Below are 23,750 nucleotides of genomic sequence, written 5' to 3'. Positions count from 1 at the left end.
CAAACATTCCTTCAAGTGCCATGACTTTAAGCGGTTTTAGTGTTGATAAAGCAAGACATTTTACTTACTTTTTTGGAAAACATGAAAATGCATCCTATTTTCATATTTGTGAAGGGGCTCCTGCGCTCGATGATTCTAAAAATAATCATTTAACCGGTAAATTAATAGCTTCATTAATCACCGATTTCATGAAAGCAAAAATGGGATAAAACCAATTTGCTTAAAATAACACTATCTTTGTACTCTTATCGAACTTATTTGATAGGAAAATTAATTATTTATGACATTTAACGAATTAAAATTATTTAACAATATACAACAAGCTTTAGAAGAAGAAGGCTATACTAACCCCACTCCTATTCAAGAACAAGCCATTCCTGAAATATTAGCAGGACAAGATTTAGTGGCTTGTGCTCAAACTGGAACAGGAAAAACAGGTGCTTTCGCCATTCCAATCCTAAATTTAATTCACCGAATTGTAGGTTCGGCAAAAAAAGCAAAACATATTAGAACTTTAGTAGTAACTCCTACTAGAGAATTAGCTATACAAATTGACGAAAGTTTTAAAACATACGGAAAATATACCAATGTTAAGTCATTAGTAATTTTTGGTGGTGTAAATCAAGTGCCTCAGGTAAATGAGTTAAAAATGGGTGTTGATGTATTAATCGCAACTCCAGGGAGACTTTTAGATTTACACAAACAAGGTTTTATCGATTTGAATCACATGCATCATTTGGTTTTAGACGAAGCCGATCAAATGCTAGACATGGGATTTATTAATGATGTAAAGAAAATCATCAAATTAACTCCTGAAAACCGCCAAACGTTATTGTTTTCTGCAACGATGCCTTTAGCCATTAGAGAATTAGCGGATACTTTTTTAACACGACCAAAATACATTTCGGTTACACCCATTTCGAGTACGGCTGAAAATGTAACGCAAAAAGTATATTTTGTTAACAAAGACGAAAAACGTTTACTTTTAAAACAGTTAATTATTCAGGAAAGCTTGAGTAATGCTTTAGTGTTTACCAGAACGAAACACGGTGCTGACAATATTGTAAAAGTGTTGAAAAAAGCAAGTATTAAAGCTGAAGCTATTCACGGAGACAAATCTCAAAATGCACGTCAAAGAGTTTTAGAGCAGTTTAAAAATAAAGAAATCGATATTTTAGTCGCTACCGATATTGCGGCAAGAGGAATTGATATCGAACAACTTCCATTCGTAATTAACTTTGATATTCCAAATATTTCAGAAACCTATGTGCATCGAATTGGTCGTACAGGTCGTGCTGGAAATTCAGGATTGGCGATTTCATTCTGTGGAAAAGACGAAAAACCCTATTGGCAAGACATTGAGAAATTAATTCGAATGAAAGTCAAAGTGATTACCGATCATCCATATGAATGGAAAGATGAAGTTAAAAATCCAGATGCAAAACCGGATTTAAGAAATAAAAATAAGATGAATCCGAATTCAAAATCAAGAAAATCGGATGCTTCAAAGAAAAACAAAAAACGTTGGTATTAACCAACGTTTTTTATTTGCTTAAACGTTTAATAGTTGTAAAAAGTTTGTATCCTTCAAACGGCTTTACAATTACTTCATCAATTTGTGCTTCTATTATTTTTTCTTCAATATCTTGTTTATCAAAAGCTGTTACAGCAATAATTGGAGTAGTTATTCCTTTTTCTCGAATCAATTTAGATGTTTCGAAACCATTAATAATTGGCATGTTAATATCCATTAAAATGGCATCAAAATGTATTTTATCTACTAAATCTAATGCTTCATAACCATTATCTACAATATCGCATTTAAAATTATTATTTTCTAATAATCGCTTTGTTACAACTTGATTGATTTTATTGTCTTCAACTACTAAAATCCTATATTCCTTCAATACGGAAACATCTACGGCTAAATTATTAATTATTGCATTTACTTTAGAAATATTTGAATCTAGAGGTAGTGTAAAGGTTATTGTTGTTCCTTTTCCTTCTTCACTTTCCAAATGAATTGTTCCTTGGAATAATTCAACTAATTTTTTTACGATAGTTAATCCTAATCCTGTTCCTTGATAATCATCTTCTTTACGATAGACTTGTACAAATTTTTCAAAAACTTTATTTTGATTTTCTTTGGCTATTCCTATACCATTATCAATAACTTGAAATTGAATATGATATTTTGTTCCCACTATTTGAAGTGTTTTAGCTTTCACAATTATTTTACCATTATAGGTGAATTTTAGTGAATTGCTGAGTAAATTTATAAAAATTTGAGAAAGGCGAATTTTATCTCCAACTAAAACTTCTGGGATTGAATTATCAACTTCAATGAAAATTTGGTTGTTATTTTTAATGGCCAAAAAGTGAAGCGAATCTTTTATAACCGTTAATTCGTCTTGGATATTGAAAACCATATCTTCTAAAACTACTTGGTTTTCTTCAATTTTATAAACTTTTAAAATATCATTTACTAATGACAATAAATAGTTAGCAGAAAATTTTAAGGATTTTAAATGCGGGCTGTTTTTTAATTCTTTATGTTCGTCTAAAATAATATCAGTAATTCCAACTACTCCATAAAGAGGCGTTCTTAATTCGTGACTTATGGTTGAAATAAACTGCGTTTTTAATTGTGATGCTTCTTCTGCTTTTTCTTTAGCTTCTAATAATGCAATATTGGCTTCTTTTAAATCTATATTGGCTTTAGCTTTTGTTTTATTATTTCTAATCAAAGATAATAGCAAAAGCATCAAAATAAAAAAGATGACCCCTAATAGAATAACAAAAACTCGATTGGCCTGAAGTTTTTCAGCTTGAATCTCTTTCTCTTTTTTTATTTGATCAATTTCTCTATTAATCTCATCGTGTTCTATTTGTAATCCACCTACCTTAACATCATTTAAACGTTCTTCATTGTAAATCTTATCTTGTAATTCATCGTGTTTTAAAAGATAGAAATGCGCTTTTTCGAAATTTTTAATTTTATAATAAAAGTTTGAAATATCATTATAAACATCACTTGCGTTAGATTTAATTAACTCAACATCATTCTGCTCACAATAGTTAACTGCCTTTAAATAATACTCTTCTGCTTTTTTGTTATTATTTAAACTATTGTAATATAAACCAAAATTTGAATTCAACGAGATTTTCGATTCGATATCTCCATTTTTATCGACATAGTCTTTGACATCATTAAAATACTGAATACCATTACTAAAATCTTCAACTGCAAAGTAAGCACTTCCAATATTCAACTTTGAAAACATAATTTCATACTCATCTTTATGTTGAATTGAATATTTTAACCCTTCTTTATAATGCTTAATTCCTTTTTGAAAATCGATTTTTCTATAACAATAAACATTACCTAAATTATTGTTTAACCAACCTTTAACCGTATCGTTATTAACTTTATTGGCTAAAACTAAACCCTTATTGTAATATTCAATTGCTTTTTGATAATCGGAGAACTCTTCAAAATTAAGACCTATAAGATTGTAAGCCTTAGATGCAATTAAATCATCGTTATTCTTCGTAGCAGTAATTAATGCCTTTTGAGCATAATCTAAAGATTTTTTTGTATCAAGTTTTAAAAAGCTATTACCAGCTTGTTTTAATAACTCATTAGCCTCTTTTCTTCTTGAATTTGTATCTTGTGCAAATCCTAAAATAAAAGATAAATAGAAAAATAAAACAAAATAAAACCGCTTATAAGTTATCATGTAACTGTTTTAAATAGGATTGATTTTAAGAACTACTAAAATAAAAAAAAATCCTGACTAAATCAGGATTTTATAACAAATGTTTCTTTTACTATTTATTTAAAAATAATATGGACCTGACCATGAACTACTCTCTGTAGCTGAACAATTAGCTCTAACATAAAAACCTATAAAAGAACATGTTACATTTGACAAACTCTTAGAAGTTGTTGAAGTTGTAAAAGCATTTGACGTATAACTTGGTTGATCACCAGCTCTTACTACACAGATTGTATAATTTTGAGCATTTATACTACTGTCCCAAGTAAACATTCTCGTAGCTCCTGTTGAACAAGTTCCTGATGTAATGTAAGAATTTAAATTTATTGGAGCAGGGCAACTACTAACAGTTGTATAAGTATATTTAATAAAATTACTTGTGTCTGTAGGAGCAGCCGAACTACAAACGGCTCTTACATAAAAATCATATGTAGTATTAGATTGGAAACCACTTAATGTGATATTGTTTGAGATAAATTGTGTACTCGTGTTTACCCTTGTACCTGAACCTAGAGTAAATCCAACTGGTCCATATTCAACCTCATAATAAGAAGGACTAGAACTGTTGTAACTTAAACTTAGAGTTACACTAGTTCCTGTCGACTGAGAAAATGTTGCCGATGCGACACCTGTACATTGACCTTGATCGGTTGTGATACTACTTAATTTTGTTACAACACTTTCATTACTATCACTACAAATACCTGTAAAATATAAATCGTAAGTTGTACTTGGATTCAAATTCTCAAAATACACTGTATTATCAGAAGTTGTAATAACTCTTCCTGTTCCTTGATTAAAACCAGTTGGTCCAATTTCAATTCTTGTAGAATTTACATTGTTTCTTTTATTAAATAGAACGTAAATTGTTGTAGGTTCAGTAGTGTAATTTTCAATTGTAATTTTTCCACATGAATCCCCACTTTCTTCACTTGAACAAGCTGAAATCAGAAATACGCTAGCAAATAAGAGTAAAATTTTAATTGTTGTCTTCATAAATTGATTTTTTTAATAGTTAAGGGTATTTCAAAGAAAATACACACAAAACAAAAAAAAAAAAACAATTAACCTAATAAAAACATTAAAACTTTAATAAATTATATAAATAAAAAAATCCTGACTAAATCAGGATTTTATAACAAATGTTTATCGTGTTAATTTTTTGTATTTTATACGAGTTGGCGTTACATCTTTTCCAAGGCGTTTACGTTTGTTTTCTTCGTATTCTGTAAAACTTCCTTCAAAACTATATACTTGAGAATCACCTTCAAAAGCTAGAATATGAGTACAAACTCTATCTAAAAACCATCTGTCGTGCGAAATAATAACTGCACAACCTGCAAAGTTTTCCAAACCTTCTTCTAAAGCTCGTAAAGTATTAACGTCTAAGTCATTGGTTGGCTCATCCAGTAATAACACGTTTCCTTCTTCTTTCAATGTCATAGCTAAGTGAAGACGATTTCGTTCTCCACCCGATAAAGTAGCTACTTTTTTGTTTTGATCGCTTCCACCAAAATTAAAACGAGATAAATACGCTCTCGAATTTACTTGTCTTCCGCCCATCATAATTAATTCTTGACCATCGCAGAAGTTTTCCCAAATCGATTTATTTACATCTATATTAGCATGAGTTTGGTCTACATAAGCAATTTTTACGGTATCGCCAATAGTAAACGAACCTGCATCTGGAGTTTCTTCTCCCATAATCATTCTGAAAATGGTTGATTTACCAGCACCATTTGGACCAATAATTCCAACAATTCCCGCTTGTGGCAATACAAAATTTAAATCATCGTATAACAATTTATCTCCAAATGCCTTTGCTACATTTTTAGCTTCAATAACATTTGTTCCTAAACGAGGTCCGTTTGGAATGTAGATTTCTAATTTTTCGTCTAATTCTTTTTGGTCTTCATTCAATAATTTATCGTAGTTCTGTAAACGAGCTTTTTGTTTGGTTTGACGTCCTTTTGCTCCTTGACGTACCCAATCCAACTCACGTTCTAATGTTTTTCTACGTTTGGATGCAACTTTTTCTTCTTGTTCTAAACGTTTTGATTTTTGGTCTAACCAAGAAGAATAATTCCCTTTCCATGGAATACCTTCTCCTCTATCTAGTTCCAAAATCCAACCCGCAACGTTATCTAAGAAATATCTATCGTGCGTTACAGCAATTACAGTTCCAGCATATTGTTGTAAATGTTGCTCTAACCAAAGTACCGATTCCGCATCCAAGTGGTTGGTTGGCTCATCTAATAACAATACATCAGGTTGTTGTAATAATAAACGACATAAAGCTACACGACGTTTTTCTCCTCCTGATAATACACTAATCGGCGTATCAGAATCTGGAGTACGAAGCGCATCCATTGCAATTTCTAATTTATTATCAATTTCCCAAGCACCACAAGCATCAATTCTGTCTTGTAATTCTGCCTGACGATCCATTAGTTTTTGCATTTTATCGGCATCTTCATAAACTTCTGGTAAACCAAAATCGTCGTTGATTTTGTTGAATTCTTCCAATAAAGCAAAAATCTCCGCAGCTCCTTCACGAACTACTTCAATTACGGTTTTAGTTTCGTCTAATTTTGGCTCTTGTTCTAAATATCCTACTGAATATCCTGGTGCAAAAACAACATCTCCTTGATAGTTTTTATCTACTCCAGCGATAATCTTCAATAGCGAAGATTTTCCGGAACCGTTTAAACCTAAAATCCCAATTTTGGCTCCGTAAAAGAAACTTAAATAGATGTTTTTTAATACTTGTTTGTCACTTCCTTGGTAAGCTTTGCTTACTTTTTGCATGGAGAAAATGACTTTCTTATCGTCTGACATATATAATATGTTTGATTTATGATTATTAAAACTTTGTACTTTTTACTTTTCTCTTTTTTTACACTCTACCTTTCAAGGCATTAAAAACCCAAGCAATAGCAAAGAAACCAACACCAACAGCTGAAAATCCCCAACCTGCAACATCGGCATATCTATAAATTCCTAAGCCAATCAATAATAATCCCATTAAAATCATAATGAAAGTGGCCCAAGCCAAAATTGTATTTTTATTCATTCCCATAATTCAATATTTTTAACTAAAGTTTTGTAAATTTAGGACTGCGAAGGTACAAATTTTAAAACTTTTTATACTTTGTATTAATTGAAAATTTTAATCAACATTTCCTTCAATAAATCGTGTTGCGTCATAGAGGAAGCGCCTACACCTTTACTTTTAACATCAATATCGCGCAAAGCCGCCACAATAGCACTTACTTTTTTCATGGGATAATTTCGAAATGCTACTTCGTAATCTTTAACAAAATAAGGACTCACTTTTAAAACTTTAGCCGCATTGAACTGCGATTTATCCTTTAATCCGTGATATTGTAACAATTGCGAAAAGAAACCAAATACTAATCCTGTTGTAACCACTATTGGATTGTCTTTTGGATTTTGAGAGAAATGATCGATAATTTTATAAGCTTTCAATTGGTCTTTTTCGCCAATAGCTTTTCGTAATTCAAAGTTGTTGTAATCTTTACTAAAACCGATATTTTCTTCAATATCTTTTGGTGTAAACGTATGTCCTTTAGGAAGAATAATTTTTAGTTTTTCTAATTCATTATTGATTTTAGATAAATCCGTTCCTAAAAATTCTACTAAGATAGCGGCTGCTTTTGGTTCGATGCTATAACCTTGTCCAGATAAAACGCGTTTAATCCAATCACCAACCTGGTTTTCATACATTTTTTTACTTTCGTAAACTACTCCGACTTTATCTAAAAGTTTCGTTACTTTTTTTCGTTTATCTAAAGTTTTGTATTTGTAAGCAAAAACTAAAACTGTTGTTGGCTGCGGATTTTCAGCATAAGCTTCTAACTTTTCGATATGACGTGATAATTCCTGAGCTTCTCTAACAACCACTACTTGTCGATCAGCCATCATAGGATACCGTTTAGCATTTCCAACCACATCTTCCATCGTAACATCTCTACCATATAAAATCGTTTGATTAAAATCGCGCTCGTGTTCTTGCAAGATATTTTGTTCAATAAATTCAGTTAATTTATCAATATAATAAGGTTCATCACCCATAAAAAAGTAAATGGGTTTGATGTTTCCGGCTTTTATATCTTTTGTAATTTGAATTACTTCATCCATTTTTTAAGTATTCAGTGTTCAGTAGCAGTTGGCAGTTAGTATAAAATAACTATTTTTGTTTCATGCAAAAGTTGAACTTTCCAGTTTATTCCTTTCGGTTCAAAAATAGTGAAAATAAAGTGTCTATTTTTGATGAAATTAGAAAAAAATTTATTCTTCTTACACCCGAAGAATGGGTGCGTCAACACGTAGTTCAGTTTTTGTTGCAAGATAAAAAGTATCCAAAATCGTATATTAACGTTGAAAAATTAATTAAAATTAACGATTTAAGTAAACGTTATGATGGTGTTGTTTTTGAACCTAATGGAGAAATATTTTTATTAATCGAATGCAAAGCACCTGAAGTTCCTATTTCCCAACAAACATTTGACCAAATTGCTCGTTATAACTTAGTTTTAAAAGCGAAATATTTAATGGTGACCAACGGACTAAATCATTATTTTTGCCAAATGGATTTTGAAAATGAGAAATATGTTTTCTTGAAAGAACTTCCTGAATATTCAAATTAGCCATGGAAAAACGCGATTTAATACAAGCTGAAATTGAAAAATTAGGATATTTTCTACAACGTTTATTAGCAAATTTTTTGAATGGAAATTCGACAGAAAATTCTATTGAAGCAGCTGATTTAGTAACAAATGAGTTTAAAAATGAATTAGATTTTGATTTACCTCATTTTGTTTCACTTTCAAATATTGAAATGAAAAAATACCTTTCTAATTTTAATTTTAATGAGCATCATCTGGAAAAATTAGCTGATTTGCTAATTGAAATGAATTCATCAAAAAAACATTTAACAAAAGCGTTAGAATTACTTGATTTGGTAGATGAAATTTCAAACTCATATTCTTTTGAACGAAATAATAAAAAAATAAAAATTCAACAATTTCTTAATCAATAAGCACTTGAAAAAAATAGCAGTAGTCATATTAAATTGGAACGGAGCCAAATTGTTAGAACAGTTTTTGCCTTCGGTAATGGCGTTTTCTGATGAAGCTACTATTTATGTAGCTGATAATGCTTCTACTGACACTTCAATTGAAGTGATTCAAAACCAATTCCCATCGGTTAAAATCATTCAAAACACGGGCAATTTTGGCTTTGCAAAAGGGTATAATGAAGCCTTGAAGTTTGTAGAAGAAGAATACTACGCTTTAGTAAATTCTGATATTGAAGTAACCGAAAATTGGTTAACCCCTATTATAGAAATCTTTGAAAACCAACCCGAGACTGCCATCATACAACCAAAGTTATTAGATTTCAAAAAGAAAACGCATTTTGAATACGCTGGTGGCGCTGGTGGTTTTATTGATAAATTTGGTTATCCGTTTTGCCGTGGACGAATATTTGATACGGTTGAAGAAGATAAAAATCAATATGATGATGAAATCGAAATCTTTTGGGCTACCGGAGCTTGTTTCTTTATCCGAAAAGATGTTTATCGCAAATTAAATGGTTTTGATGATGATTTCTTTGCGCATCAAGAAGAAATTGATTTGTGTTGGAGGGCTTTTAATTTGGGCTACAAAACAAAATACACTCCAAAATCAATAGTGTATCACGTTGGTGGTGCTACTTTAAACGAAGGAAATCCGAGAAAAACCTTTTTAAATTTCAGAAATTCATTGTTGATGTTAACCAAGAATTTACCGAAAAATCAATTGTTCCCAATCCTTTTAATGCGATTGTGTTTAGATGGATTAGCGGGAATTCAATTTATTTTGAAAGGGAAATTCACACATTGTTGGGCAATTTTAAAGGCTCATTTTTATTATTATCATCTTGCAAATCAATTTTATAAGAAAAGAGGTGCAATTCAAAAATCAAATTACTTCAAAACAAATAGTATCGTTTATCGTTATTTTATCAAGAATGGCAAGGTCTTTGCTGACCTTTTTTAACAATAGTTTAGGTTTAAAAAAGCTATTTTTTAACAATTTCCATTTAATTTTGTAAAAAAATAAGTATCGTATGAGAAGAGTAATGTTATTCGCCACAGTAGCTGCTATTTCATTAAGTTCTTGTGTTTCAAAAAAGAAATACACGGAATTAGAAGCTAAAAACAAAGAAATTCAAGATTTATTAAACACAGCAACCGTAAAATTAAATACGTGTTTGACTGAAAGAGAAGCTTTAGCACAACAAGTTGACTTCTTAAAGAAAAACAATACCGATTTAATTAACAACATGGGGAATTTAACTACGTTAACTACCAAAGGTGCTGAAAATCTGGAAAAATCTTTAGAAAGTTTAAAAGAGAAAGATTTAAAAATCACACGTTTACAAGACGCTTTAACTAAAAAAGACAGTGTAACATTGGCTCTAGTTACAAGTTTAAAGCGTGAAGTAGGAATCGACGATCCAGACATTAACATCAATGTTGAAAAAGGAGTTGTGATGATTTCGATTGCTGATAATTTATTATTCAAATCGGGAAGTTACGAAGTAAGTGATAAAGCAAAAGGTGTTTTAGCAAAAGTGGCTAAAGTAATCAACAGCAAACCAGACTTCGAATGTATGGTAGAAGGTCACACAGACAATGTGCCAATTAAAAATGCAGTTTTATTAGACAACTGGGATTTATCGGTAAAAAGAGCCACTTCAATCGTAAGAGTTTTACATAAAGACTTAGGTGTTAGTCCAAAACAATTAATTCCAGCTGGAAGAAGTTCGTACATTCCTTTAGTAGAAAACGATTCTCCTGCAAACAGAGCTAAAAACAGAAGAACGCGCATCATCATTATGCCAAAAATTGACCAATTCTACGATATGTTAGAAAAGGAAATGAAAAACTTAGAAGGGAAATAATTTACCTTTAAAGTATAAAAAAACGCCTCAAGTGATTGAGGTGTTTTTATTTTATAATATATCCAAACTTCCTTTTCCTTCACGAATAACTTCTGGTTCATAGCCTGTTAAATCAATGATGGTTGAAGCAACGTTATCTCCGTAACCGCCATCAATAACCAAATCTACTTTATTTTGCCATTTTTCAAAAATCAATTCTGGGTCGGTTGAATATTCAATTACCTCATCTTCATCATGAATGGATGTCGAAACAATAGGATTTCCTAATAGTTTTACAATTTCACGAGCAATGTTATTATCTGGAACACGAATACCAACGGTTTTCTTCTTTCTGAATTCTTTTGGTAAATCGTTATTTCCTGGTAAAATAAACGTGTAAGGTCCGGGTAAAGCACGTTTTAAGATTTTAAAAGTCGATGTGTCAATTTGTTTCACATAATCAGAAAGATTACTCAAATCAGAACAAACAAAGGAAAAATTGGCTTTTTCTAATTTAATGCCTTTAATTTTGGCAATTTTCTCCAACGCACGAGAATTGGTAATATCGCAACCTAAACCATAAACAGTATCTGTTGGATAAATGACTAAACCTCCATTTTTTAAAACGGCAACCACTTTTTTAATTGCGGCTTCACTGGGTTTGTCTTCGTATATTTTAATTATTTCTGACATCTTATTTTTGTTTCAAGTTAATTTAAACTTCTATCCTATAACTTCCAACTTAGCAAATCGCAACAACAACTTTTTCAAACCACCTACATCAAAACGAATTTCGGCTTTTTTGTCTGCTCCTACTCCTTCGATGTTTACGATTTGTCCTTTTCCAAAACGTTCGTGCATTACGATATTACCAACAGCTAAACTACTATCAAACAAATTAGCCTTACTTCCATTTTTATTATTAGAAACAGGTTTTAGTTTTCTAATATTCGGAATATTTATTCCCCCTTCGGGGGTTAGGGGGCTTTTTGGTGGTGTTCCTGCGGTTGGTTTAGATAAACGTAATTTCGATTTATCAATATCGCCAAAAACATCAATATCCATAACTGGTTTGTAACGATAACCCGTGTCTACCGGATTCAAATATTCTAAATATTTATCATCAATTTCTTCAATAAAACGCGAAGGTTCACTATCTACTAATTTTCCCCAACGGTAACGCGATTGTGCATACGTCAAATACGCTTGATGCTCGGCACGCGTTAAAGCCACGTAAAATAAACGACGTTCTTCTTCTAATTCGCTTCTTGTATTCAAACTCATGGCACTTGGAAACAAATCTTCTTCTAATCCCACAATAAACACATGTGGAAATTCTAATCCTTTTGCCAGGTGAATCGTCATAAGTGCTACTCTATCGTCATCACCAGTATCTTTATCTAAATCGGTTGCTAATGCTACGTCTTCTAAAAATTCGGCTAACGCACCTCTTGCTCCGTCGATTTCTTTTTGACCTTCGGTGAAGTCTTTGATACCGTTTAGTAATTCTTCAATATTTTCAATTTTCGCAATTCCTTCTGGAGTTCCGTCTTTCTTAAGCTCTTGAACTAATCCTGTCTTCTTCGTAACATGATCAGTTAAGAAAAACGCATCTTGATTTTCGTTAATGACTTGAAAACTTTTAATCATCGTCACAAAATCATTCAATTTAGCTTTTGTTCCTGCGTTTAGTTTCAAATCAATTTTATCAATGTGTTCCATTACTTCAAAAATAGAACGCTTGTAATGATTGGCGGCAACCGTTAATTTTTCAACCGTTGTATCTCCAATTCCTCTGGCTGGATAATTAATCACACGAACCAAAGCTTCTTCGTCTTTTGGATTAATTACCAATCGCAAATAGGCTAAAACATCTTTGATTTCCTTACGTTGATAAAACGATAAACCACCATAAATTCGGTACGGAATATCGCGTTTACGTAACGCATCTTCCATAGCACGAGATTGCGCATTGGTTCGATACAAAATCGCAAATTGTCCATTTAACATTTGGTGTTGCATCTTTTGTTCGAAAATAGTTGCCGCTACAAAACGCCCTTCTTCACCATCGGTTAAACTGCGGTGAACTTTTATTTTTGGTCCATCATCGTTCGATGTCCAAACGATTTTATCTAACTTGGTTTTATTCTTATCAATTACGTTATTCGCAGCCTCTACAATATTTTTCGAAGAACGATAATTTTGTTCCAAACGGTACATTTGTACGTTGTCGTAATCTTTTTGGAAATTTAAAATGTTATTGATATTTGCACCTCGGAAAGCATAAATACTTTGCGCATCATCACCTACTACACAAATATTTTGGAATCTATCGGATAAAGCACGAACAATCAAATATTGTGAATGATTCGTATCTTGGTACTCATCTACTAAAATATATCGAAATCGATCTTGATATTTTGCTAAAACATCTGGAAAACGACTCAATAACTCATTGGTTTTCAATAGTAAATCATCAAAATCCATCGCACCCGATTTAAAACAACGCTCTACGTATTGTTGATAAATTTCGCCCATACGCGGTTTTTTACTCATAGCATCGGCTTCTTGTAACTCGGGATTATTGAAATAGGCTTTTACTGTGATTAAGGAGTTTTTATAAGATGAAATTCGCCCTAAGATTTGCTTTGGTTTGTAAATATCTTTGTCCAATTGCATTTCTTTGATAATGGCCCCAATCAATCGCACCGAATCTTGTGTGTCGTAAATCGTGAAATTAGAAGGGTAACCTAGCTTTTCAGCTTCAATACGTAAAATCTTGGCAAAAACAGAGTGAAAAGTTCCCATCCAAAGATTTTTAGCTTCGTTATTTCCAACGATATCAGCAATACGCTTTTTCATTTCACGTGCAGCTTTATTGGTAAACGTTAACGCCAAAATATTAAATGCATCCACACCTTGACTCATCAAGTTAGCAATACGAACAGTTAGCACTCGGGTTTTTCCAGAACCTGCACCTGCAATCACAATCATAGGTCCGTCTTTTTGTAAAACCGGAAGTTGTTGTGCTTCATTCAATTGGCTAATATAACGCTGCATTTCATTCATAGAATTCCATAACTTTTAACTAATTTACAAAAATACACTTTGATTAGTGTTAATACAAAAGAAGTTATCAACTCTTTTTAAGATAATACCAACAAAAGAAAATCTATTTGAATTTTAATTTTTTTAATCTTAATTTGCGACATATTTAAATTAATTAAAAATGGCCATAGAAGATAAATTATTAGAAATTGCAGCATACACATTACCCGCTTTTATTACGGGAGGTGTTGCATTTGTAATGATGCAAAAGTTTTATAACAGTGAAGAAAGCAAACGTAAATTTGAATTGTTAAGAGAAAATCAAAAACAAGCCTTACCAATTCGATTGCAAGCGTATGAGCGTATGGTTTTATTTTTAGAGCGAATTAACCCTGCGCAACTCTTGTTACGTGTAGCACCAATTAGTCAATCAAAAGATGATTACGCTACCTTGTTAGTTCATCACATTCAAACAGAATATGAGCACAATTTAACACAACAAATATATTTAACTTCAGAAACTTGGGACATTGTGTTGAAAGCTAAAAATAGTACGGTACAAATTATTCGTAAAAATGCAGTTAGGGAAGATATTTCAAGTGCTGATAAATTGAGAGAAGCCATAATGATAGAAATGACTGAAAATGAAGCTCCAAGTACAATTGGAATTAGCTATTTGAAAGAAGAATTGAAAAGAGTTTTTTAAATACAAATCCCGAGTTGAAGCTCGGGATTTTTTTTATTTTTCGTTTAAGAACTTCCAATACAACTCTTTCATGATTTCATCTGAAGTCGACGCTAATTTTTCAACTAGAATTCTGTATTCTGGTTTTTTGAGTAATAAGCGAACGTTGTCTCTTCCAAACTTAGTGAACTGCCATTTGTGATGTACCGTTGCTTTAAACAATAACTCAATTACTTTTTCATCATTCGGATTTAGTTGTAATAACAATTCTAAAGCATTTTGTCTAACAGAACTTTCATAATTTTCAGAAGCAAAACCTAACAATTGATTATACGAAGTAGCTTTCACTTGCTCCGGCAAATTTTCTGTATTCATTGCTAAAGCTAACCAAGTCAAACGGAAACTTTTATCATTATTTCCAACAATCTCTTTGGTTTGTTCTAAATAACGCAAACGTTCATCAGGAAAGTTTTTCCAAAGATTAGTTAAGGCTATTTCTTTCGTTTGATACGAATTATCTTTTAACAAAGTTTCATATTGCGATTTAAATGCTTCTGGAACTACAGGTGTTGATTCCGCAACGGCTCTTCGTACCAAAATATCATTTGTTGCTAAAGCAGTTTCTAAAATGACTTTTCGTTCTTCAAAAGGAATATTTCGCGTTTGATAAACAATGTATTGTTTGATTGGATAATACGCTTCTGATTTCAGAATTTCTGTCAATTCAGCTAATGATTTTTTACTTTTCTTCAAAGCAAAATAATCTTGAATGAATTTGTTTTTAGAAAGATATTTTTGAGCAATTTCCATTTCAAATCCAGACTTTTCTAACCAAACTTTTTTGAAATTTTCAACATCATAACCCGAAACTTCTTTTACAATTTTCAAGAAATCATCCGTGTTCACGTTTTTGTATTGGTATTTCTTTAAATATTTCACTACCGCTTTTTGAAAGTTCTTTGCACCAATATCTTCACGCATCACATGTAATGCCCAAGCGCCTTTTTTGTAAAACGACAACGAACTCGCCTTTTCATTCATTACGGGAATCGTATCGGTTTTAGAAGCCCGTTTCAATTGTTCGGCATAATCGTTTAATTCCTCATAGAAATAATCATCTCCAAACAAATGACGTTCTGCTAATAACGCATAATACGTAGCAAAACCTTCTTGCAACCAATGATGTTTTCCAGACTTCGCCGTAATCAAATCACCAAACCATTGATGGGCTAATTCATGTGCGTTGACATTTACATAATTTCTATCGTTAAACCCTATTTCATCTACCACAAAATCTTGGGCAAAAATCGTAGAAGTTGTATTCTCCATTCCCGCATACAAAAAATCACGAACGGGAACTTGGCGGTAAATGCCCCAAGGATACTTCACTCCTATTTCTTGCTCCAAATAATCGAATAGTTCTTTAGAATAGCGATACGTAGGTTCAAATTTCGAAATATCATTTTTATCTAAATAAAATTCTAAAGGTGTTCCAGATTTAGTGGTTGAAGTTTGTTTTGCAAAATTTCCAATAGCTAACATTACCAAATAAGATGACATGGGTTTCTTCATTCTAAAATTCCAAATATTATTTTGACTTGAAAGTGGCGGATAAACTACTGTTGATTGATGAATACCATTGGAAATTACAGTTAAGTTTGGGTCAAATGAAACATTCAAATTAAAAATCACTTTTTCATTTACATCATCAAAACTCGGCAACCAATGACTCGTGTAACGTCCTTGACCTTGTGTCCAAATTTGAAGATTTTCTCCTTCTCCTGTAAAATAAAGTGTTTGTTTTGGTTTTGCGGAATAGCTGAATGTTAGTTTGTTTTTTCCTTTTTTAAAACCTTCAAACAAATCCAATGTTTTTCCTGAATTCTTGAATTTTACGGATTTTCCATTGATCATAACCCTTGAAAATTCCATGCTTTTAGCATCAATTTTAATGGTATCGATTGCTTTTTTTATTTTAAATTCATAAACCACATCACCATAAATTGATTTCTCAGCATGATTTGGAGAAACAGAAGCATCACATTTGATAAAATCAACTTTATCAATTTGTTGAGCAAAAGATAAATTAATAAAAAACAAAACTAAAAGAATACGAAACATCATAATGGAATATAATAAAGTACGAATATAAACATTTTCAATTTCTCCGATTTCTAAATTAACAAATTATAAACTATCTTCGCTTTTGAATCCACACATAAGTACAGACAAGTCGCGACTTGTCACTACGATAAATAATAATAAATGAATTTACTCGAAACTCCCATAGAATATCTCAAAGGCGTTGGTCCGCAGCGTGGCGATTTATTGCGCAAGGAGTTGGGCATTCATAAATATGTCGATTTACTGAATTTATTCCCCAATCGTTACATTGATAGAACTCGCTATTACAGAATTAACGAACTGCAAAACAGCAATTCTGAAGTTCAAATCGTTGGAAAAATCATCAATATTAAAACGGTTGAGCAAGGAAAAGGAAAATCGAGATTGGTTGCGACTTTTGTAGATGAAACCGGACAAATGGAACTCGTATGGTTTCAAGGTCAAAAATGGATCCGAGAAAGCATCAAAATCAATATTCCGTATGTGATTTTTGGAAAAGTTACCCAATTTGGCGCAACTTACAACATGGCGCATCCCGAAATGGAATTGTTGGAAGAACACAAAGCCAGTCTTCGTTCGGCAATGCAACCGGTTTATCCAAGTACGGAAAAATTAGCTAACAAAGGAATTTCGAACAAAGTCATCAATAAAATGATGCAACAATTGTTTGTAGAAACCCAAGCTTTGTTTTCAGAGAATCTTCCGAATTATCTTTTGGATGAATTAAAATTGATTCCAAAAAATGCGGCTTTATTCAATATTCATTTTCCAAAAAGCCAAGATTTATTGGCAAAAGCGCAATTCAGATTAAAGTTTGAAGAATTGTTTTTCATTCAATTGCAATTGATTACGAAGAACCTCATTCGCAAGCATAAAATCAAAGGAATGCCGTTTGAAAAAGTGGGTGAAAACTTTAATAATTTTTATAAAAATCATCTACCTTTTGATTTAACTAATGCCCAAAAACGCGTTTTAAAAGAAATCCGAAATGATTTAGGCAGCAACGCCCAAATGAATCGTTTATTACAAGGCGACGTAGGTTCTGGAAAAACTATCGTAGCGTTAATGTGCATGCTTTTGGCAAAAGATAATGGTTTTCAAAGTTGCTTAATGGCGCCAACCGAAATTCTAGCCAATCAACATTTTAACGGAATTACTGAATTAGCTAAAGAACTTAATATCAATATAAAAATATTAACGGGTTCAACTAAAACTTCAGATAGAAAAATTATCCACGAAGAACTCGAAAATGGTACTTTGGATATTTTAATTGGAACGCATGCTTTGTTAGAAGATAAAGTTCAATTTCATAATTTAGGCCTAGCGATTATTGATGAGCAACACAGATTTGGTGTGGAACAACGTTCTAAACTTTGGGGAAAGGCCTCCCCTAACCCCTCCAAAAGAGGGGAAACGGAACGTGTAATACAAAAATATCAAACAGCACGCCCTTCAACCTATGCGCTTTTAAAAAATCTTAAAAAAGATAATAAAAAAAATGGCACACAAGCAGAAAATATTCTTTGGGAATTTTTGAGAAATAAAAATCTCAAGTACAAATTCAGAAGACAGCATATTATAGATATTTTTATTGCTGACTTTGTTTGTTTAGAAAAAAATCTAATAATTGAAGTTGACGGTGGTTATCACAATACTTTTGAACAAAAAGAAGCTGATGAATTGCGTACTCAAATACTAAATGAAATTGGTTTTAAAGTTATTCGTTTCACTAATGAAGAAGTCATTAATAATACGGAAAACACATTAAATAAAATATCCGCAATCTTGGAAAGCCTCCCTTCTGGGGAGGTAGGTGGGGCTATTCCACCTCACGTTCTCGTCATGACCGCTACTCCAATTCCACGAACTTTAGCTATGAGTTTGTACGGTGATTTAGATATTTCAGTCATTGATGAATTACCACCTGGTAGAAAACCGATTCAAACCGTTCATCGTTATGATTCGAACCGATTGAAAGTTTGGAAATTCTTAAAAGATGAAATTTCGAAAGGACGCCAAGTTTATATCGTTTATCCATTGATTCAAGAGTCGGAAAAAATGGATTATAAAGATTTGATGGATGGTTACGAAAGTATTTCAAGAGATTTTCCTTTACCGCAATATTCTATCTCTATCGTTCACGGAAAAATGAAACCAGCCGATAAAGATGAAGAAATGAGACGATTTTCGGAAGGGAAAACCAATATTATGGTCGCAACGACTGTGATTGAAGTTGGGGTGAATGTTCCAAACGCTTCTGTTATGGTAATTGAAAGTGCAGAACGTTTTGGCTTATCGCAATTGCATCAGTTACGTGGACGTGTAGGTCGTGGTGCTGAACAAAGTTATTGTATCTTAATGACAAGTCATAAACTCAGTAACGATAGTAAAATCCGAATGGAAACGATGGTTCGTACTAATGATGGTTTTGAAATTTCGGAAGTGGATTTAAAATTGCGTGGTCCAGGGGATATTATGGGTAAACAACAAAGTGGTGTTTTAAATCTTCAAATTGCGGATTTGGTAAGAGATAAAGAAATTTTACAATTGGCGCGTCATCACGCTATCAAATTGCTAAAAGATGATGCTCCAATGGAAAAGCCTGAACATGCAAAACTTCGAGAAGCATTTATTGAGTTAAGCAAAAAGAAAACGATTTGGAATTACATTAGCTAAATTTCATTTAATGTAATGAAGTGTAGAAAATTATAACAAAAAGTAAATTTCAACACCTATTTCGTAACTTTTTTAAATAAATCTCAAATTTTTAAAACATTTGTATCTACAACAATGTTAAATAAATGATAAGTTAAAGTTGTAATTATTTTGTAAAACTTAACTTTGTAGCTGTATCATTAAGAAGCATATCATATTATGAAAATAAAAACTATAAGCATCACGCTACTCACTTTAACTCTTGTTGGTTTAATTGGATATAGAATTACAAAAAACAGTGCTGAATCTGAAAAAGGCGGTGGAAAAGGAGATAAAAAACCACCAATGATGGTCGATGCCATAGTCGTTTCAGAAACTAATTTTGCTAATACCATTTCACTTTCTGGTTCTATTGAAGCTAACGAAAATGTGGAAATTAGAAGCGAAGTTTCTGGAATTGTGGAGAAAATCTATTTCACAGAAGGAACTAACGTGAGTAAAGGTCAGGTTTTATTGAAAGTAAACGATATTGAACTTCGTGCCCAACTTTCGCAAGCTCAAACCCGTCAAAGTTTAGCTTCTGAAAATGAAAGAAGAGCTAAATTACTATTACAAAAAGAAGCGATTTCGCAAGAAGAATACGATATTGCTAGTGCTGAATACAGAAGTCTAAAAGCACAAACACAATTGATTCAAGCGCAAATTGCTAAAACAACTATTAGAGCACCATTTTCGGGAAAAATTGGTTTACGCAATATTTCTCCTGGAACCTATGTAACTCCTACTACCCTAATCACCAAATTGGTTAGTGCGAATCAAGTAAAAATTAGTTTCTCTATTCCTGAAAAATATGCTTCGGAAGTAGAAAACAATACTAATATCCAATTCACAATTCCAAATAATACTGAAAAATTTACAGCTAAAATTTACGCCATCGAACCTGAAATTGAAACTTCCACTCGAACCTTAAAAATCAGAGCCATTGCCGAAAATCCGAATGGAAAACTTTTAGCAGGAACCTTTGCTACTATCGAACTTCCTCTAAAAAATATCAAAGGTGCCATTCAAATTCCTTCAGAAGCGGTTGTTCCTGTTCAAGACGGAAAAGTAGTTTATATTGCCAACAATGGAAAAGCAAAAGAAGTAAAAATAGAAACTATCGCCAGAACGGATAAAGATGTAATCGTTACGCAAGGCGTAAAATCAGGAGATACAATTCTAACTTCTGGCGTTATGGCTCTAAAAGATGATGCTGATATCAAAGTAAAAGTAAAATAAGCTTTTCTAAATTCTAATTTCAAACTTCTAAATTTAAAATGAGTTTATCTACTTTAAGTATAAAAAGACCCGTATTTACCATTGTAATCAATTTACTGATTATCCTTTTTGGTATTTTAGGTTTTAGTTATTTGGGTGTTCGCGAATTCCCATCGATTGATCCAGCCGTAATTAACGTTCGAACAAACTACACCGGTGCTAATGCCGATATTATCGAATCGCAAATCACCGAACCACTTGAAAAAGCTATTAACTCCATTGATGGTATTCGAAATATTACGTCTTCAAGTAATCAAGGTTCGAGTAATATTACAGTCGAATTCAAATTAGAGAAAAACTTAGAAGAAGCGGCTAACGATGTGCGTGATAAAGTATCGCAAGCTGTTAGAAGTTTACCGCAAGATATTGATGCGCCACCAGTAGTTGCTAAAGCAGACGCGGATTCTGATGCGATTATTTCGATGACTGTTCAAAGTCAAACTAGAAATGCATTAGAATTGAGTGATTATGCTGAAAACGTAATCTCCGAGAGAATTCAAACGATTCCTGGTGTGAGTAGCGTACAAATTTGGGGACAAAAGCGTTATTCGATGCGAATTTGGATGGATCCGATAAAATTAAACGCTTATGGTATCACGGTTGCCGATGTTCGAAATGCTTTAGACAAACAAAATGTAGAATTACCTTCAGGAAAATTAACAGGTGCCAATACCGAATTAATGGTAAAAACCCTTGGAAATTTATCTACAGAAAAGGAATTCAACGATATTATCATTGTAGCTGATGCGAATAAAACCGTTCGTTTAAGCGATATTGGCTATGCAGTTTTAGCTTCCGAAAATTTAGAAACCAAGTTTACCGAATCAGGTAATCCAATGGTGGCTGTGGCTATTATTCCGCAACCAGGAACGAATTACCTAGAAATTGCCGAACAATTTTATGCCGAAGTTGATAAATTAAAGAAAGATTTACCGAGTGACATCAAATTAGATATTGCTTTGGATAATACTATTTTCATTAAGAAATCAGTAGTTGAAGTTGCGGAAACATTAGCAATTTCTGTTATTTTGGTAATCATCATTATCTTCTTATTCTTTAGAGATTGGTCTATCGCATTCCGACCTTTAATTGATATTCCGGTTTCGTTGATTGCTACTTTCTTTATAATGTATTTGTGTGGTTTCTCTATCAACGTTTTAACGCTATTAGCCATCGTTTTAGCCACAGGATTAGTAGTTGACGACGGAATTGTAGTAACCGAAAACATCTTCAAAAAAGTTGAAGAAGGTATGTCGCCTATCGAGGCAGCTATCAAAGGTTCGAATGAAATATTCTTTGCTGTAATTTCGATTTCGGTAACATTAGCTGCCGTTTTCTTACCCATTATTTTCTTGGAAGGATTTGTGGGACGATTGTTTAGAGAGTTCGGTGTCGTCATTGGTGCCGCCGTATTAATTTCCGCCTTTGTATCCTTGACTTTAACACCAATGTTAAATGCGTATTTAATGAAAGGTGGCGAACAAAAGAAAACCAAATTTTATGAAGCTACAGAACCATTCTTCGTAAGCTTAAATACTGGATATGCCAATGCATTAACTAATTTCTTAAAAAGAAAATGGTTGAGTTTCCCAATTATCGGAGCTTGTATCGGATTGATTGTGTTATTTTTTGCCATTCTTCCAAAAGAAACTGCTCCTTACGATGATAGAAGTTTAGGAATTATTAGTGTAACTACTCCAGAAGGTGCAACATACGAATATACCGATCGTTTTATGGAAGATTTATCCAAATTAATTAACGATTCTATTCCAGAAAAGAAAGTAGCATTGGTAATCACTTCACCAGGTTTTATGTCGTCTTCTGTTAATGCAGGAAGAGTTCGTTTAGCATTGGTAGACCCAAGTGAACGTGAAAAATCACAAAAAGAAATTGTGGACGATTTAAACAAATGGACCAAAAAATATCCACAAGCCAAAGTTAACGTTTCGGAACAACCAACCATTTCAGTAAACAGACGTGGTGGCTTGCCAATTCAATACATTATTCAAGCACCAAATTTTGAAAAATTAAGAGAAAAGATTCCACAATTCATGGAAGAAGCGAGTAAAAACGAAACTTTCTCGAATGTAGATGTGAACTTAAAATTTAATAAACCTGAAATTAACGTAACCATTAATCGTGAAAAGGCAGAAAGTTTAGGAATTTCGGTTTTAGATGTAGCGCAAACTTTACAATTATCATTAAGTGGACAACGTTTTGGTTATTTCATGCAAAATGGAAAACAATATCAAGTTATTGGACAATTTGACGAAAAAGACCGCGATGCTCCATTGGATTTAACTTCAATGTTCGTTAAGAATAAAGCAGGTGAATTAATCCAATTAGACAACGTAGTTGAGGTAGAAGAACAAAGTAATCCACCGCAATTATTCCATAACAATCGCTACATGTCGGCAACGGTTTCTGCAGGTTTAGCGCCTGGAAAAAGTATGATTGATGGTATCAATGCGATGGATGAAATCAAAGAAAAAGTATTAGATGATACTTTTACAACCGATTTAGGTGGTGAATCACGTGACTTCATAGAAAGTAGTTCCAATACTTCTTTCGCTTTCGGATTGGCATTATTATTAATTTATTTGATTTTAGCCGCACAATTTGAAAGTTTTATTGACCCATTTATCATCATTCTAACTGTACCAATGGCGGTAGCTGGAGCGTTATTTTCGCTATGGTTATTTGGTCAAACATGGAATATTTTTAGTCAGATTGGAACCGTCATGCTGATTGGACTCGTAACCAAAAACGGAATTTTGATAGTCGAATTTGCGAACCAACTTCGAGAACAAGGAAAATCGAAATACGATGCCATTTTAGAAGCTTCGGAAGCGCGTTTACGACCAATTTTAATGACAAGTTTAGCCATTGCTTTAGGAGCTTTACCTATTGCTTTATCACTTGGAGCAGCTTCGGCAAGTAGAATGGGAATGGGAGTTGTAATTGTAGGCGGAACGATGTTCTCATTAATCTTAACTTTATTTGTAATTCCAGCCATTTATTTAATGTGGTCAAGAGCTAAAAAACACCGACCAGAATTTGATAATTTAGATGCTTTAGAGAAATAAAATAAACCACAGATTCGCAAATTAAAATAAAAAGAATAATTTGAATCAACATAATCAATATACGTATTCAAATAAAAACCAATACTAAAAAAAAATCTGCGAATCTGC

17 protein-coding genes and 1 pseudogene are annotated in these 23,750 nt (G+C 32.5%); 10 read left to right on the top strand and 8 right to left on the bottom strand.

Translation table 11 applies throughout. The annotated features are described in order from the left end of the window. Positions 1 to 209, top strand: a pseudogene (locus B4I81_RS05875) (arginase); the annotation flags it as partial. Positions 210 to 280: 71 nt separating this feature from the next. Further along, positions 281 to 1,534, top strand: a complete 1,254-nt coding sequence (locus tag B4I81_RS05870; RefSeq protein WP_111567167.1) for a DEAD/DEAH box helicase — start codon at positions 281 to 283, stop codon at positions 1,532 to 1,534. Between the two features lie 10 nt (positions 1,535 to 1,544). On the opposite strand, the gene B4I81_RS05865 is transcribed toward B4I81_RS05870, so the two are convergent. The 5 genes from B4I81_RS05865 to holA form a co-directional block, all read right to left on the bottom strand. After that, positions 1,545 to 3,740, bottom strand: coding sequence for an ATP-binding response regulator (locus tag B4I81_RS05865; protein ID WP_291108679.1), 2,196 nt, complete (start codon positions 3,738 to 3,740; stop codon positions 1,545 to 1,547). Positions 3,741 to 3,839: 99 nt separating this feature from the next. Beyond that, positions 3,840 to 4,775, bottom strand: a complete 936-nt coding sequence (locus tag B4I81_RS05860) for a fibronectin type III domain-containing protein (protein ID WP_291108677.1) — start codon at positions 4,773 to 4,775, stop codon at positions 3,840 to 3,842. Positions 4,776 to 4,925: 150 nt separating this feature from the next. Next, on the bottom strand, positions 4,926 to 6,617 hold the full coding sequence (gene ettA / locus B4I81_RS05855) for an energy-dependent translational throttle protein EttA (RefSeq protein ID WP_291108675.1): 1,692 nt from the start codon (positions 6,615 to 6,617) through the stop codon (positions 4,926 to 4,928). Positions 6,618 to 6,675: 58 nt separating this feature from the next. Continuing rightward, complete coding sequence (locus B4I81_RS05850; RefSeq protein WP_026725732.1) at positions 6,676 to 6,858, bottom strand: CAL67264 family membrane protein; 183 nt, start codon at positions 6,856 to 6,858, stop codon at positions 6,676 to 6,678. Positions 6,859 to 6,935: 77 nt separating this feature from the next. Further along, a complete protein-coding gene (gene holA / locus B4I81_RS05845) occupies positions 6,936 to 7,940 on the bottom strand; it encodes a DNA polymerase III subunit delta (RefSeq protein ID WP_291108672.1) in 1,005 nt (334 codons plus the stop codon). A 62-nt stretch (positions 7,941 to 8,002) separates the two neighbouring features. Here holA and B4I81_RS05840 point away from each other — a divergent pair, with 62 nt between their 5' ends. The 4 genes from B4I81_RS05840 to B4I81_RS05825 all read left to right on the top strand — a co-directional run bounded on the left by B4I81_RS05840 (position 8,003) and on the right by B4I81_RS05825 (position 10,748). Then, on the top strand, positions 8,003 to 8,449 hold the full coding sequence (locus tag B4I81_RS05840; protein WP_291108670.1) for a type I restriction enzyme HsdR N-terminal domain-containing protein: 447 nt from the start codon (positions 8,003 to 8,005) through the stop codon (positions 8,447 to 8,449). A gap of 2 nt (positions 8,450 to 8,451) precedes the next feature. Beyond that, positions 8,452 to 8,841, top strand: coding sequence for a hypothetical protein (locus B4I81_RS05835; RefSeq protein ID WP_291108668.1), 390 nt, complete (start codon positions 8,452 to 8,454; stop codon positions 8,839 to 8,841). A 4-nt stretch (positions 8,842 to 8,845) separates the two neighbouring features. Beyond that, positions 8,846 to 9,841 (top strand): glycosyltransferase family 2 protein, encoded by a 996-nt coding sequence (locus B4I81_RS05830; RefSeq protein ID WP_291108666.1) that lies wholly within the window; start codon positions 8,846 to 8,848, stop codon positions 9,839 to 9,841. 70 nt (positions 9,842 to 9,911) lie between these two features. After that, a complete protein-coding gene (locus B4I81_RS05825) occupies positions 9,912 to 10,748 on the top strand; it encodes an OmpA/MotB family protein (protein ID WP_291108664.1) in 837 nt (278 codons plus the stop codon). A 51-nt stretch (positions 10,749 to 10,799) separates the two neighbouring features. On the opposite strand, the gene B4I81_RS05820 is transcribed toward B4I81_RS05825, so the two are convergent. Both B4I81_RS05820 and B4I81_RS05815 read right to left on the bottom strand, forming a co-directional pair. Further along, positions 10,800 to 11,420: an L-threonylcarbamoyladenylate synthase gene (locus B4I81_RS05820; protein WP_291108662.1), complete on the bottom strand. Its 621-nt coding sequence runs from the start codon at positions 11,418 to 11,420 to the stop codon at positions 10,800 to 10,802. A gap of 30 nt (positions 11,421 to 11,450) precedes the next feature. Then, complete coding sequence (locus B4I81_RS05815) at positions 11,451 to 13,787, bottom strand: ATP-dependent helicase (RefSeq protein ID WP_291108681.1); 2,337 nt, start codon at positions 13,785 to 13,787, stop codon at positions 11,451 to 11,453. A 169-nt stretch (positions 13,788 to 13,956) separates the two neighbouring features. On the opposite strand from B4I81_RS05815, the gene B4I81_RS05810 reads away from it, so the two are divergent. Next, the gene (locus tag B4I81_RS05810) at positions 13,957 to 14,481 is read left to right on the top strand and encodes a hypothetical protein (RefSeq protein WP_291108660.1); all 525 of its coding nucleotides are present in this window, start codon (positions 13,957 to 13,959) and stop codon (positions 14,479 to 14,481) included. 33 nt (positions 14,482 to 14,514) lie between these two features. Here B4I81_RS05810 and B4I81_RS05805 read toward each other — a convergent pair whose 3' ends face one another. Further along, positions 14,515 to 16,584, bottom strand: a complete 2,070-nt coding sequence (locus B4I81_RS05805) for a M1 family metallopeptidase (protein WP_291108658.1) — start codon at positions 16,582 to 16,584, stop codon at positions 14,515 to 14,517. Positions 16,585 to 16,725: 141 nt separating this feature from the next. Here B4I81_RS05805 and B4I81_RS05800 point away from each other — a divergent pair, with 141 nt between their 5' ends. From B4I81_RS05800 to B4I81_RS05790, 3 genes are all read left to right on the top strand, one after another. Next, positions 16,726 to 19,260 carry a DUF559 domain-containing protein gene (locus tag B4I81_RS05800; protein WP_291108656.1) on the top strand — a complete coding sequence of 845 codons (2,535 nt, stop codon included), beginning with the start codon at positions 16,726 to 16,728 and terminating at the stop codon, positions 19,258 to 19,260. 198 nt (positions 19,261 to 19,458) lie between these two features. Next, positions 19,459 to 20,517 (top strand): efflux RND transporter periplasmic adaptor subunit, encoded by a 1,059-nt coding sequence (locus B4I81_RS05795; RefSeq protein ID WP_291108654.1) that lies wholly within the window; start codon positions 19,459 to 19,461, stop codon positions 20,515 to 20,517. Positions 20,518 to 20,555: 38 nt separating this feature from the next. Continuing rightward, the gene (locus B4I81_RS05790; RefSeq protein ID WP_291108652.1) at positions 20,556 to 23,642 is read left to right on the top strand and encodes an efflux RND transporter permease subunit; all 3,087 of its coding nucleotides are present in this window, start codon (positions 20,556 to 20,558) and stop codon (positions 23,640 to 23,642) included. The last annotated feature ends 108 nt before the right edge of the window (positions 23,643 to 23,750 follow it).

It is taken from the genome of Flavobacterium sp. UBA6195 (assembly GCF_002422095.1).
Taxonomy (GTDB): Bacteria; Bacteroidota; Bacteroidia; order Flavobacteriales; family Flavobacteriaceae; genus Flavobacterium.
This window is presented reverse-complemented; position numbering and strand designations above follow the sequence as displayed.